Source organism: Ectopseudomonas khazarica, assembly GCF_017915135.1.
GTDB classification, from domain to species: domain Bacteria; phylum Pseudomonadota; class Gammaproteobacteria; order Pseudomonadales; family Pseudomonadaceae; genus Aquipseudomonas; species Aquipseudomonas khazarica.
In genome coordinates, this window is the sequence record NZ_CP068551.1 from 2,319,840 (window position 1) to 2,332,281 (window position 12,442).

Consider the following 12,442-nt stretch of genomic DNA (forward strand, 5'->3'; position numbering starts at 1 on the left):
GCTTATTGCTCCGCCTGTTCAGCGGGTTGTTGCTGTTCTTCGTCCGGTTGCTCGAGACCGGGGCGTACCCACCAGGTATGCAGGCCGATGTCGTAGAGCGGAGTGACCTTGGGATGCTCGAAGCGATTCCAGTAGGCCACGCGCCAGGTCTTGATATGCCAGTTGGGGATCACGTAGTAGCCCCACAGCAGCACGCGATCCAGGGCGCGGGTGTGACTGATCAGGTCCTGCCGGGAGTCGGCGTTGATCAGCCCTTCGACGAGCTGGTCGATGGCCGGGTCCTTCAGGCCGATGTAGTTGCGGCTGCCCGGGTTGTCGGCGCTGGAGGAGTGCCAGTACTCGCGCTGCTCGTTGCCGGGCGAGTTGGACTGGCCGAAGCCGCCGACGATCATGTCGAAATCACGCGAGCGCAGGCGGTTGATGTACTGCGAGACGTCGACACGGCGGATGACCAGTTCGATGCCGAGGTCGGAAAGGTTGCGCTTGAAGGGCAGGAGGATGCGCTCGAACTCGGTCTGCGCGAGGAGGAATTCGAACGTCACCGGCTGGCCGTTGGCATCGAGCATGCGGTCGCCGTCGATGCGCCAGCCGGCCTGTTGCAGCAGCTGATAGGCGCGGCGCTGCTGCTCGCGGATGATGCCGCTGCCGTCGGTGACCGGCACGCGGAACTCCTCGTTGAACACCTCGGGCGGAATCTGGTTGCGCAGCGGCTCGAGAATCGCCAGTTCCTCGTCGCCCGGCAAGCCGCTGGAGCCCAGCTCGGAGTTGTCGAAGTAGCTGTGGGTGCGGCTGTAGGCGCCGTTGAACAGGCGCTTGTTGGCCCACTCGAAGTCGAACAGCAGGCCCAGTGCCTCTCGCACCCGGCGGTCCTGGAACTGCGGGCGGCGGGTGTTGAAGATGAAGCCCTGCATGCCGGTGGGGTTGCGGTTCTGGATCTCTTCCTTGATCAGCTGGCCGTTGGCGACGGCCGGCGTGTTGTAGGCCGTGGCCCAGTTCTTCGCGCTGGTCTCGAGCCAATAGTCGAACTGACCCGCCTTGAGCGCTTCCAGGGCCACGGTGTTATCGCGGTAGTAGTCGATCTGGATGGCGTCGAAATTGTAGAAGCCACGGGTGACCGGCAGGTCCTTGGCCCACCAGTCCTTGACCCGTTCGTAGCGGATGCTGCGCCCGGCCTGGACCCGGTCGACCTGGTACGGGCCGCTGCCCAGCGGAGCATCGAGATTGCCCTTGGCGAAGTCGCGCTCGGCCCACCAGTGCTTGGGCAGTACCGGCAACTGGCCGACGATCAGCGGCAGCTCGCGGTTGCCGGCATGCTTGAACACGAAGCGCACGCTGTGTGGCGACTCCACCTCGACGTGGTCGACGTCGGCGTAGTAGCCGCGGTACATGGGCGCGCCTTTTTCCATCAGGGTATCGAAGGTGAACTTGACGTCCTCGGCGGTGACGGGGGTGCCGTCATGAAAGCGCGCTTGCTTGCGCAACAGGAAGCGCACCCAGGCATTGTCCGGCGCTTTCTCGATCTTCTCCGCGATCAGGCCGTAGGCGGTGAAGGGCTCATCCATGCTCTGTACGGCGAGGGTGTCGTAGATCAGGCCGATGTCGTCGGCGGCCACGCCTTTGCTGATGAACGGGTTGAGGCTGTCGAAGCCGCCGAAACCGGCCTCGCGGAAAGTGCCGCCCTTGGGCGCATCGGGATTGGTGTACTCGAAGTGGGTGAAGTTGGCGGGGTACTTGGGCGGTTCGTCATACAGCGTGACGGCGTGTTGCGGGGCGGCGGAGGCCAGGCCGGCCAGGCCGAGCAGAATGAGGCTGCTGCCGTGAAGCAGGAAACTGCGCAGCGGGTGGGTCATCGAGCGTTCTCCGTTGGCTTCAGCCACCAGGTACGCAGGCCCAGCGTGTAGGGCGGCGTGGTGACGAAGGCGAACCGATTGCGGTACGCCAGGCGGTGATAATTGATGTACCAGTTGGGGATGCTGTAGTACTGCCACAGCAGCACGCGGTCGAGGGCGCGGGTGGCGGCGATCTGTTCGTCGCGGGTCTGCGCCGAGAGCAGTTTGTCGATCATCTCGTCGACCACCGGGTCGTTGATTCCGGCGTAGTTCTTGCCGCCCTTGACGTTTACCTGGCTGGAGTGGAAATACAGCGACTGTTCCAGGCCCGGGCTGAGGGTTTGTGGCAGGGTCAGCAGAATCATGTCGTAGTCGAACTGATCGAGGCGTTGCTTGTACTGGGCGCGGTCCACGGTACGCAGATTGGCCTGTATGCCGATGCTGGCAAGGTTGGCGGTGTAGGGCTGGAGGATGCGCTCGAGGCTGGGGTTGACCAGCATGATCTCGAATTCGAGACGCTGCCCGCGGGCATTGCGCAGCTCCTGACCGACCGGCTTCCAGCCGGCTTCGGCCAATAGACCGAGGGCACGGCGCAAGGTTTCCCGGGGGATGCCACGGCCGTTGGTCACTGGCTGGGTCGGTGGCTCGGTGAACAGGCGGGCGGGGAGCTTGTCGCGGTGCGGTGACAGCAGCAGCCACTCGGCGCCCTCGGGCTTGCCGGTCGCCGAGAATTCGCTGTTGGGGTAGTAGCTGGCGGCGCGCACGTAGGCGTTGTTGAACAACGTGCGGTTGGTCCATTCGAAGTCGAACATCAGGCCCAGTGCCTCGCGCACCCGACGGTCGCTGAACAGGGCGCGCCGGCTGTTCATGAACAGCGCCTGGGTCTGGGTCGGGATGCGGTGCGGAATCTCGGCGCGAACCACCTCGCCGCGGGCGACGGCCGGGAAGTCGTAGCCGTTGCTCCAGTTCTTTGCCTGGTTCTCGATGTAGAAATCGAATTCACCGGCCTTGAACGCTTCGAAGGCCACGTTGTTGTCGCGGTAGAACTCCACTTCCACCCGGTCGAAGTTGTACTTGCCGCGATTGACCGGCAGGTCCTTGCCCCACCAGTTCTTCACCCGTTCGAACACCAGGCGTCGCCCGGGCACGACCTCGACGATGCGGTAGGGGCCGCTGCCCAGTGGTGGCTCGAAGGTGGTGCTCTTGAAGTCGCGGCCTTTCCAGTAGTGCTGCGGCAGGACCGGCAGTTCCCCCAGGCGCAGTATCAACAGGGGATTGCCGGCACGCTTGAAGACGAAGCGAATGCGGTGGCGGCCGAGGATGTCGACACGCTTCACCTCCTGCAGGTTGGTCCGGTACTGCGGATGGCCTTCGGCAAGCAGCAGGCGATAGGAGAAGGCCACGTCATAGGCCGTGATCGGCTTGCCATCGTTGAAGCGCGCCTCCGGGCGCAGGTTGAAGACCACCCAGCTGCGGTCTTCGCTGTACTCCACGCTTCCGGCGATCAGGCCATAGCTGGAGGCCGGCTCGTCGCCCGACGGGTCGTAGGCGCCGGTGCCCACCATCAGCGGTTCGTTCAGTTCATTGACGCCGTACTGCAGGAAATGTGCAGTGGCGATCGGGCTGGTACCCTTGAACGTGTAGGGGTTGAGCGTATCGAAGGTGCCGGACGCCATGACGCGCAACGTGCCGCCCTTGGGCGCGTCGGCGTTGACCCAGTCGAAGTGACTGAAGCTGGCAGGGTACTTGAGCGTCCCGAACTGGGCGTAGCCGTGGCTCTCGCTGATAGTCGCAGAGGCGGGAAAGCTCAAGGCCAGGCTGAGGAACGGCAGGAGGAGGGGTCGCATCGGGAGGTGAGATCCGATCCATGGCGGCGTTTGGGCTTCTTGAGCGGTACAGTAACAGCTTGTATCGGCAGGAAAAAGAGTGGGCTGGCGAGCGAGCAGTCGTGGCGCTTTGACATACACTTGAAGGAGACACCTAGAGGGTAAGATTTTGCCGGAACGTAGCCATGGTTTGCAGTCATGGATCGATCGCCTCAACCAAGCCGAACTCCCCGCGCTGGCCGCCGTCGTGCAGGACCTTCAGCGCCTCGCCCAGCAGGACTCCGCCTCGGTGCAGCAGCTGGCCGATGTGCTGCTGCGCGACGCGTCGCTGACGTCCAAGGTGCTGCGCGTCGGCAACAGCGTCTATTACAACCCGTCGCAGGAAGCGATCAAGACCATCTCCAGGGCCATCGTCCTGATCGGTTTCGAGAACGTGCGCCTGATCGGCCTGTCGGTCAGCCTGATCGACGGGTTGCTGACCCGAACCCCGCGCGAGCAGCTGCAGATGCTGCTCGCGCGTTCCTTCCACGCCGCCGTGCAGGCGCGCAATATCGCGGGCTACGCCTTGTCCGGGCACGCCGAAGAGGTGTTCATCGCCGCCTTGCTGCATCACCTGGGTGAGCTGGCGTTCTGGGGCTGCGCTGGCGAGCAGGCCGATGAGCTGGTCGCGGTGCTCGAGCGGCCAGGGGGGGACGTCGATGAAGCGGTGCGCGAGGTTCTCGGCACCAGTTTCCGACAGCTGACGCAGGCCTTGCTGAAGAGCTGGAACCTGGGTGAGACCGCCAGCCTGGCGCAGGCCGGGAGCAATCAGCACGACCCCGCCGCCTATGCCGTGCAGTTGGGCGTGCGTATCAGCGAGGCCGCGCTAGATGGCTGGGATTGCGCAGAGATGGAGGAGGTGCTGGCCAAGGTGGCCAGCTTCACTGCGCTGACCCAGGAGGAAACCCTGCAGCAGGTGCTGGCCAGCGCCGAGGAGGCCGTCAAGGTCGCCTCGACCTTCGGTGCCAGCAAGCTGTGCTGCCTGATACCCAATACCGACCCGGAGCAGATTCGCCTGCAGCAGGAGGAGCGGCGCGCGCGGCTCCTGCAGCCGGACCTGCTGCTGATGCAGCAGGCGCTGCAGGACCTGGGGCTGATGGTCAGTGCGCGAGCCGATGTCGGCCTGGTGCTCGATACCCTGCTCAAGGGCCTGCATCGTGGGGTGGGGCTGGAGCGGGTCATGCTCACGGTGCTGGCCGATGGCCAGAGTCGCTTTCGCGCCAAGCGCGTGGTTGGCGAAGACACCCAGCACTGGCTGGACGACTTCGTCCTGCCAGCGGAGCAGACGGAACAGCCGCACATCTTCAGCTATGTGCTGCGCCATCGCGAAGCGATCTGGATGGGGGTGCCGGCCAGCTACAACCTGGCCGAGCTGGTCACCCAGCCGATTCGCCGCAGCCTCGGCAGTGGCATGTTCTTCATCGCACCGATCGTCGCGGGTACGCGGGAGATCGGCGTGCTTTATGCCGACAGTCGCTTGTCCGGCCGCGCCTTGCGCCACGAGCAGTTCGTGGCGTTCCAGCGTTTTACCCAGCTGACCGGGCGTTGCCTGGAGGCGATCAGCAAGCGCTGATCAGGGCAGGTAGAGCGTCAGCATCTGCCCTGGGCGCAGCGTATTGCTGCGCGGGTTCCAGGCCTGCAGGTGCTTGAGTTCGATCTTGAAGCGCTTGGCGATGACGTAGAGCGAGTCACCTTGCTGCACGCGATAGTAGGTCGCCTTGTCGTGTGCGGCGTTCTGCCGGCGTGTCGCGGCGACGGCCTGTGGTGCGCTCTCGGCGGCGGCCAGATTGAGCACCTGGCCAACCTTGAGGTTGTTGCCCTGCAGTGCGTTCCAGCGGCGCAGGTCATGCACCGCAACCTGGTGTTCGCGGGCGATCTGCCAGAGGTTGTCGCCGTTCTTCACCTTGTAGGTGCGGCTTGCGCTGGCCAGCGTGCTGCGTTGCTGGTAGAGCGGCTCGCTCGGCTGGGCGCCGGGTTTGCCCGGAATGGTCAGCACCTGGCCGATGCGCAGGTTGTTGCTGCTCAGGCGGTTGACGTCCTTGAGCATGCTGACGGTCAGGTGATTGCGATTGGCAATGGCATGCAGGCTATCGCCGGAACGCACGGTATAGGTCTGCCAGTCGACCAGCTCCTGGGGCTTCATCAGTGCCAGGTTGGCGCTGAGCATTTCCGCCTTGTCGGTAGGCACCAGCAGGTGCTGCGGGCCGTCCAGGGTGATGCCGCGCTTGTAGGCGGGGTTTAGTTGCAGCAGTTCCTCTTCGTCCAGGTCGGCCAGCTTGGCCACGCGGGACAGGTCCATGTGCTGCTTGATGGCGATCTGTTCGAAGTAGGGCGCGTCGGCGATCGGCGCCAGGTTCACGCCGTAGGCCTCGGGGGTGAGGATCACCTGCGACAGGGCCAGCAGCTTGGGCACGTAGTCTTCGGTTTCCTTGGGCAGCGACAGGTTCCAGTAGTCGCTGGGCAGGCCGAGTTTCTCGTTGCGTTCGATGGCGCGGCTGACGCGGCCTTCGCCTGCGTTGTAGGCGGCCAGGGCGAGCAGCCAGTCGCCATTGAACATCTCGTGCAGGCGGCTCAGGTAGTTCAGCGCTGCCTGGGTGGAGGCGGTGACGTCGCGGCGGCCGTCATACCAGTTGGTCTGGCGCAGATTGAAGTGGCGACCCGTGGAGGGGATGAACTGCCACAGGCCGACGGCGTTCGCCGGGGAATAGGCCTGGGGGTCGTAGGCGCTCTCGATGACCGGCAGCAGTGCCAGTTCCATCGGCATGTCGCGCTCTGCCAGTCGCTCGACGATGTAGTGGATGTACGGCGCGCTGCGTTCGCTGACGGCGTTGACGTGCCGGGGGTTGCTGGCGTACCAGAGACGCAGGCGCTCAATGCGCGGGTTGACGCCGATCTCGTCCTGCAGCTGGAAGCCATCGCGCAGACGCTCCCAGATATCGTTGTACTCGCGCGGCTTGATCTCGTTGCTCAGCCACTCGGGCTCGCGCTCCAGGCCGACGGCGCGCGAGGTATCGGTCGCGCCGTCCGGGCCCTCGCTGGGCAGGCTCTGGCAGCCGGCCAGGGTTATGCAACACATCACCGCGAGCACTCGAGAGCTTCGCGCCAATGCCTTGAAATTCAATGGCTTACGTGACAAAAAAGGCATTGGGTGAGGTGTTTTTCCCGACAAAAAGATCGGGCGATTCTAGGAATCGGGTCAAGGTTGGTCAAGTTTTCACCAGCCAATTGTGACCTGTATCCCTCTCACTTGGTTCAATATGCCTGGGTCATGGCGCCAGAAAACCGCTGCTGGCAAGGCGCCGGCGCGTTCGTCGGCGAATCAGAATTTATCCTTCCACGCACGCAGGCTGGCGAACACCGCGCTGGCTTCGTCGAGGGATTCGCCCGCACGGTTCGCAGCCGCCGCGATGACGTCTGGCGCGTCGGTGCGCAGGAACGGATTGGTGGCCAGTTCCAGCTTGATCGAGGAGGGCAGGCTGATGCGGCCCGCCTCGCGCCAGCGCGTCACTTCGGCCAGGCGCTCGCTGAGGCGCAGGTTGTCCGGCTCCACGGCATGGGCGAAGCGCAGGTTGCTGAGGGTGTACTCGTGGGTGCAGTAGACCTGCGTGCTCCCGGGCAGGGCAGCCAGGCGGCCGAGCGAGGCGTGCATCTGTTGCGGCGTTCCTTCGAACAGGCGGCCACAGCCACCGGCGAACAGGGTGTCGCCGCAGAACAGCAGCTGCTGCTCGGCGTTGTAGTAGGCGATGTGGCCGAGGGTGTGTCCCGGAACGGCAAGAACCTGGAAGCGCAGGCCGAGCACCTCGAGCGTGTCGTTGTCGCCCAGGTCCAGCTCGCGTGCCGGGATCTTCTCTGCCGCCGGGCCGGCCACGCGGGCGCCGGTGGCGTTCTTCAGCGTCTCGACGCCGCCGACATGGTCGAAGTGATGGTGGGTGATGAGAATGTCGCTGAGGCACCAGCCGGGGTGCGCCTCCAGCCACGCCAGCACCGGCGCCGCATCGCCCGGGTCGACCACTGCGCAGCGCTTGCTGGTCGGCTCCTGCAGCAGCCAGAGGTAGTTGTCGTTGAAGGCCGGTAGCGCGTCGATCTGAATCATTGTGGGTCGCTAAGCTGGATATAAAGGTGCATCTTAGACACTGGATGCAGAGACTGTCATGCGGAGGCAGCGATGACCGATCAGGTATTCGCTCAGGCCGATCCTGAGTGGCTCAAGCTCATCAGCGAGGCGCGCGACTGGCTTTCCGGGCCGCTCGGGCAGTTGCTGCTGGAGGAGGAGCGGCGCTTGCTGGAAGACGAGCTGGCGCGTTTCTTCGGCGGCTATCTGGTGAGTTACGGTCCGGGTGCCGAGCGCACGCCGGAGGCCGGGCAGATTCAGCACAACGTGCGCCTGGGGGCGCCGCTGCCCGGCGTGCAGATCGTCTGCGAAGAGCAGTCCTGGCCACTGGGCGAGCACGCCGCCGATGTGGTGCTGCTGCAGCACGGTCTGGATTTCAGCCTGTCGCCTCACGGCCTGCTGCGCGAGGCGGCGCGCAGCGTCAGGCCCGGTGGGCATCTGCTGATTCTGGGCATTCACCCCTGGAGCGCGTGGGGCGCTCGCCGCCTGTTCGCGCGCGATGGCCTGAGCAAGGCGCGTTGCATCGACCCCGGGCGCGTTGGCGACTGGCTGGCACTGCTCGGCTTTGCGTTGGAGAAACGCCGGTTCGGGTGCTATCGTCCGCCGCTCGCTTCACTGGCCTGGCAGATGCGCCTGCGCCGGATGGAGCGCTGGGGCGATACCTGGCAGCTGCCGGGTGCCGGCTTCTACCTGCTGGTGGCGCGCAAGCTGGTGGTCGGCTTGCGTCCGCTGCGGCAGGCGCGCCGCGAGCCGATGGGCAAGCTGTTGCCGATGCCGGTGGCGAAGGTCAGCCGGCGCGATCTGGACAGCTAGGCGCCGCGCCCCGGTTGGTCAAACCCGTACAGAGCTGATGAATGTCTGAAACCGATGAAGTGGTGATCTACACCGATGGCGCCTGCAAGGGCAATCCCGGCCCCGGCGGCTGGGGCGCGTTGCTGGTCTACAAGGGCGTGGAGAAGGAACTGTGGGGCGGCGACCCGAGTACCACCAACAATCGCATGGAGCTGATGGCCGCGATTGCCGGCCTGATCGCGCTGACCCGCCCTTGCGCGGTGAAGCTGGTGACCGATTCGCAGTACGTGATGAAGGGTATCCAGGAATGGATGCCGAACTGGAAGAAGCGTGGCTGGAAAACCGCCTCGAAGGAGCCGGTGAAGAATGCCGACCTCTGGCAGAAGCTGGACGAGGAGGTGAATCGCCACCAGGTCAGCTGGCAGTGGGTGCGTGGTCACACCGGGCATCCGGGCAACGAGCGTGCCGACCAGTTGGCCAACCGTGGTGTCGACGAGGTGCGCGCAGCGCGCTGAGTGATGCCCGGCAACCTGGGTTAACATGTCGCGCTTGTGCGGCAACCTGAACGATGAGAGAGACAAGGCGTGACGACCGATAACACCCCCAACCGCTATGTGGTGCTGGATACCGAAACCACGGGCATGCCGGTCACGGACGGGCACCGGATCATCGAGATCGGTTGTGTCGAGTTGCTGGGGCGGCGCCTGACCGGGCGTCACTTCCATGTCTACCTCAATCCGGACCGCGAGATCGACGAAGGCGCCATCGCGGTCCACGGCATCACCAACGACTACGTGGCCGACAAGCCGCGCTTCAGGGAAGTGGCCGATGAATTCTACGAGTTCATCAAGGGCGCCCAGCTGATCATCCACAACGCGGCGTTCGACGTCGGCTTCATCAACAACGAGTTCGCCCTGCTGGGGCAGAGCGAGCGCGCCGATGTCAGTGACTACTGCTCGGTGCTCGATACCCTGATGATGGCGCGCGAGCGCCATCCGGGGCAGCGCAACAGTCTGGATGCGCTGTGCAAGCGTTACGGCGTGGACAACTCCAACCGTGAGCTGCACGGCGCACTGCTCGACTCCGAGATTCTGGCCGACGTCTACCTGGCCATGACCGGTGGGCAGACCCACCTGTCGCTGGCGGGCGAGGGCGGTGATGGCGATGGCAGCGGGCGCCAGCAGGCCACGCCGATTCGCCGGCTGGATGCCGGTCGTCCTCGCACGCGGGTCATCCGCGCCAGTGAAGACGAGCTGGCGGCGCATCTGACGCGGCTCGCCGCCATCGAGAAATCCTCCGGCGGCCCGGCATTGTGGGCCCAGCTGGAAAAGGCGCCGGAATAACCGAACAGCGCAATTGCGACCTTTTCTTATAGCGTGATGCACAGGGGGTTCCGCCGCCAGGGGGGAGCCTCTAACCTGAGGCGATGGGCAGGCCAGGCCTGCCAGCCTTCAGGACGTCACAATGTATAAAGATCTCAAGTTTCCCGTCCTAATCGTGCACCGCGACATCAAGGCCGACACCGTGGCCGGTGATCGGGTGCGCGCCATCGCTCAGGAACTCACCCAGGACGGCTTCAGCATCCTGCCCACCGCCAGTGCAGCCGAGGGTCGCATCGTCGCCTCGACCCACCATGGCCTGGCCTGCATCCTCGTCGCCGCCGAGGGCGCCGGTGAGAACAGCCGGCTGCTGCAGGACATGGTCGAGCTGATTCGCGTGGCGCGGGTCAGGGCGCCGCAGCTGCCGATCTTCGCCCTCGGCGAGCAGGTCACCATCGAGAATGCCCCGGCCGAGGCGATGGCCGATCTCAACCACCTGCGTGGCATCCTCTACCTCTACGAAGACACCGTGTCCTTCCTGGCGCGGCAGGTGGCGCGTGCCGCGCACAACTACCTGGAAGGCCTGCTGCCGCCCTTCTTCAAGGCGCTGGTGCAGCATACCGCGCAGTCCAATTACTCCTGGCACACGCCCGGGCACGGCGGTGGCGTGGCCTATCGCAAGAGCCCGGTGGGCCAGGCCTTCCACCAGTTCTTCGGGGAGAACACGCTGCGTTCGGACCTCTCGGTGTCGGTACCGGAACTGGGCTCGCTGCTCGATCACACCGGGCCGCTGGCCGAGGCCGAAGCACGGGCTGCGCGCAATTTCGGCGCCGATCACACCTTCTTCGTGATCAACGGCACCTCCACGGCGAACAAGATCGTCTGGCATTCGATGGTCGGCCGGGACGACCTGGTGCTGGTCGACCGCAACTGCCACAAGTCGATCCTGCATTCGATCATCATGACCGGGGCGATTCCCCTGTATCTCTGCCCCGAGCGCAACGAACTGGGCATCATCGGCCCCATTCCGCTGAGCGAGTTCAGCCGGGAGTCGATCCAGGCCAAGATCGACGCCAGCCCGCTGGCGCGCGGTCGGGCGCCGAAGGTCAAGCTGGCCGTGGTGACCAACTCCACCTACGACGGGCTCTGCTACAACGCCGAGATGGTCAAGCAGGCCCTGGGCGATTCGGTCGAGGTGCTGCACTTCGACGAGGCCTGGTACGCCTACGCCGCCTTCCACGACTTCTACGCCGGGCGCTTTGGCATGGGCACCCAGTGCGACGAGCACTCGCCGCTGGTGTTCACCACGCATTCGACGCACAAGCTGCTGGCGGCCTTCAGCCAGGCGTCGATGATCCATGTGCAGGATGGCGGGCAGCGCCAGCTCGACCGTGATCGCTTCAACGAGGCGTTCATGATGCACATCTCGACCTCGCCGCAGTACGGCATCATCGCTTCGCTGGATGTGGCCTCGGCGATGATGGAGGGGCCGGCCGGTCGTTCGCTGATCCAGGAAACCTTCGACGAGGCGCTGAGCTTCCGCCGCGCCCTGGCCAACGTGCGCCGCAACCTCAGTGCTGACGACTGGTGGTTCAGCATCTGGCAGCCGGGGGCGGTCGACGGCGCCGATGAGCTGGCCACGGGCGACTGGGTGCTGCAGCCGGATGCCGACTGGCATGGCTTCGGCGAGGTGGCCGACGACTACGTGTTGCTCGATCCGATCAAGGTCACGCTGGTCATGCCCGGCCTTAACGCGGCGGGCAAGCTGGAGCAGCAGGGCATTCCCGCCGCCGTGGTCAGCAAGTTCCTCTGGGAGCGCGGTCTGGTGGTGGAGAAGACCGGCCTGTACTCCTTCCTGGTGCTGTTCTCCATGGGCATCACCAAGGGCAAGTGGAGCACGCTGTTGACCGAGTTGCTGGAGTTCAAGCGCAGCTTCGATGCCAACCTGCCGCTGATCGACGTGCTGCCGTCCATCGCCCATGCCGGCGCCGGACGCTACCAGGGCATGGGCTTGCGCGACCTGTGCGATGCGCTGCATGGCTGCTACCGCGACAACGCCACGGCCAAGGCGCTGAAGAGCATGTACACGGCGCTGCCCGAGGTGGCGATCAAACCGGCCGATGCCTATGACCGGCTGGTGCGCGGCGAGGTCGAGGCAGTGCCCATCGATCAGCTGCAGGGGCGCATCGCGGCGGTGATGCTGGTGCCTTATCCGCCGGGCATTCCGCTGATCATGCCGGGCGAGCGCTTCACGGCAGCGACGCGCTCTATTCTCGACTATCTGGCCTTCGCGCGGACCTTCGACCAGGCCTTCCCGGGCTTCGACATCGACGTGCACGGATTGCAGACCGAGGCGGGGCAGTACTGCGTGGATTGCCTGATGGAATGACCGCAGGGTCGCTCTGCCGGGGAGCGGGATTCTCGGCAGATCAAACCCTTACCACGGATATTCAAAGCGTTCGTTAACATCCGGGGCGTGCCCTGCGTCACACTGGCAAGCATCGACTTTTATGGCGTGCTTGTTAT

General features: G+C 64.9%; 9 protein-coding genes. 5 read left to right on the forward strand and 4 right to left on the reverse strand.

Translation table 11 applies throughout. The annotated features are described in order from the left end of the window. Positions 1-2: 2 nt before the first annotated feature. Positions 3-1,850 carry an extracellular solute-binding protein gene (locus JLK41_RS11005; protein ID WP_037052955.1) on the reverse strand — a complete coding sequence of 616 codons (1,848 nt, stop codon included), beginning with the start codon at positions 1,848-1,850 and terminating at the stop codon, positions 3-5. After that, a complete protein-coding gene (locus JLK41_RS11010; protein ID WP_210391002.1) occupies positions 1,847-3,676 on the reverse strand; it encodes an extracellular solute-binding protein in 1,830 nt (609 codons plus the stop codon). Before JLK41_RS11010 ends, JLK41_RS11005 begins: the two co-directional genes overlap by 4 nt. A 148-nt stretch (positions 3,677-3,824) precedes the next feature. Here JLK41_RS11010 and JLK41_RS11015 point away from each other — a divergent pair, with 148 nt between their 5' ends. Then, positions 3,825-5,267, forward strand: a complete 1,443-nt coding sequence (locus tag JLK41_RS11015; RefSeq protein WP_210391003.1) for an HDOD domain-containing protein — start codon at positions 3,825-3,827, stop codon at positions 5,265-5,267. Here the strand turns inward: JLK41_RS11015 and JLK41_RS11020 are convergent, their stop codons facing one another. Together JLK41_RS11020 and gloB are read right to left on the reverse strand one after the other, a co-directional pair. Beyond that, positions 5,268-6,839, reverse strand: a complete 1,572-nt coding sequence (locus JLK41_RS11020) for a lytic transglycosylase domain-containing protein (protein ID WP_210391004.1) — start codon at positions 6,837-6,839, stop codon at positions 5,268-5,270. Positions 6,840-7,013: 174 nt separating this feature from the next. Further along, positions 7,014-7,787 carry a hydroxyacylglutathione hydrolase gene (gene gloB / locus JLK41_RS11025; RefSeq protein ID WP_210391005.1) on the reverse strand — a complete coding sequence of 258 codons (774 nt, stop codon included), beginning with the start codon at positions 7,785-7,787 and terminating at the stop codon, positions 7,014-7,016. Between the two features lie 72 nt (positions 7,788-7,859). Here gloB and JLK41_RS11030 point away from each other — a divergent pair, with 72 nt between their 5' ends. The 4 genes from JLK41_RS11030 to JLK41_RS11045 all read left to right on the forward strand — a co-directional run bounded on the left by JLK41_RS11030 (position 7,860) and on the right by JLK41_RS11045 (position 12,305). After that, positions 7,860-8,618 (forward strand): class I SAM-dependent methyltransferase, encoded by a 759-nt coding sequence (locus tag JLK41_RS11030; protein ID WP_152488590.1) that lies wholly within the window; start codon positions 7,860-7,862, stop codon positions 8,616-8,618. Positions 8,619-8,659: 41 nt separating this feature from the next. After that, positions 8,660-9,112 (forward strand): ribonuclease HI, encoded by a 453-nt coding sequence (gene rnhA / locus JLK41_RS11035; protein WP_037052942.1) that lies wholly within the window; start codon positions 8,660-8,662, stop codon positions 9,110-9,112. Positions 9,113-9,181: 69 nt separating this feature from the next. Continuing rightward, entirely contained in the window at positions 9,182-9,940 is a 759-nt protein-coding gene (dnaQ, locus tag JLK41_RS11040; RefSeq protein WP_134675957.1) for a DNA polymerase III subunit epsilon, read from the forward strand. Between the two features lie 121 nt (positions 9,941-10,061). After that, complete coding sequence (locus JLK41_RS11045; RefSeq protein WP_210391006.1) at positions 10,062-12,305, forward strand: Orn/Lys/Arg family decarboxylase; 2,244 nt, start codon at positions 10,062-10,064, stop codon at positions 12,303-12,305. Positions 12,306-12,442 lie beyond the last annotated feature (137 nt).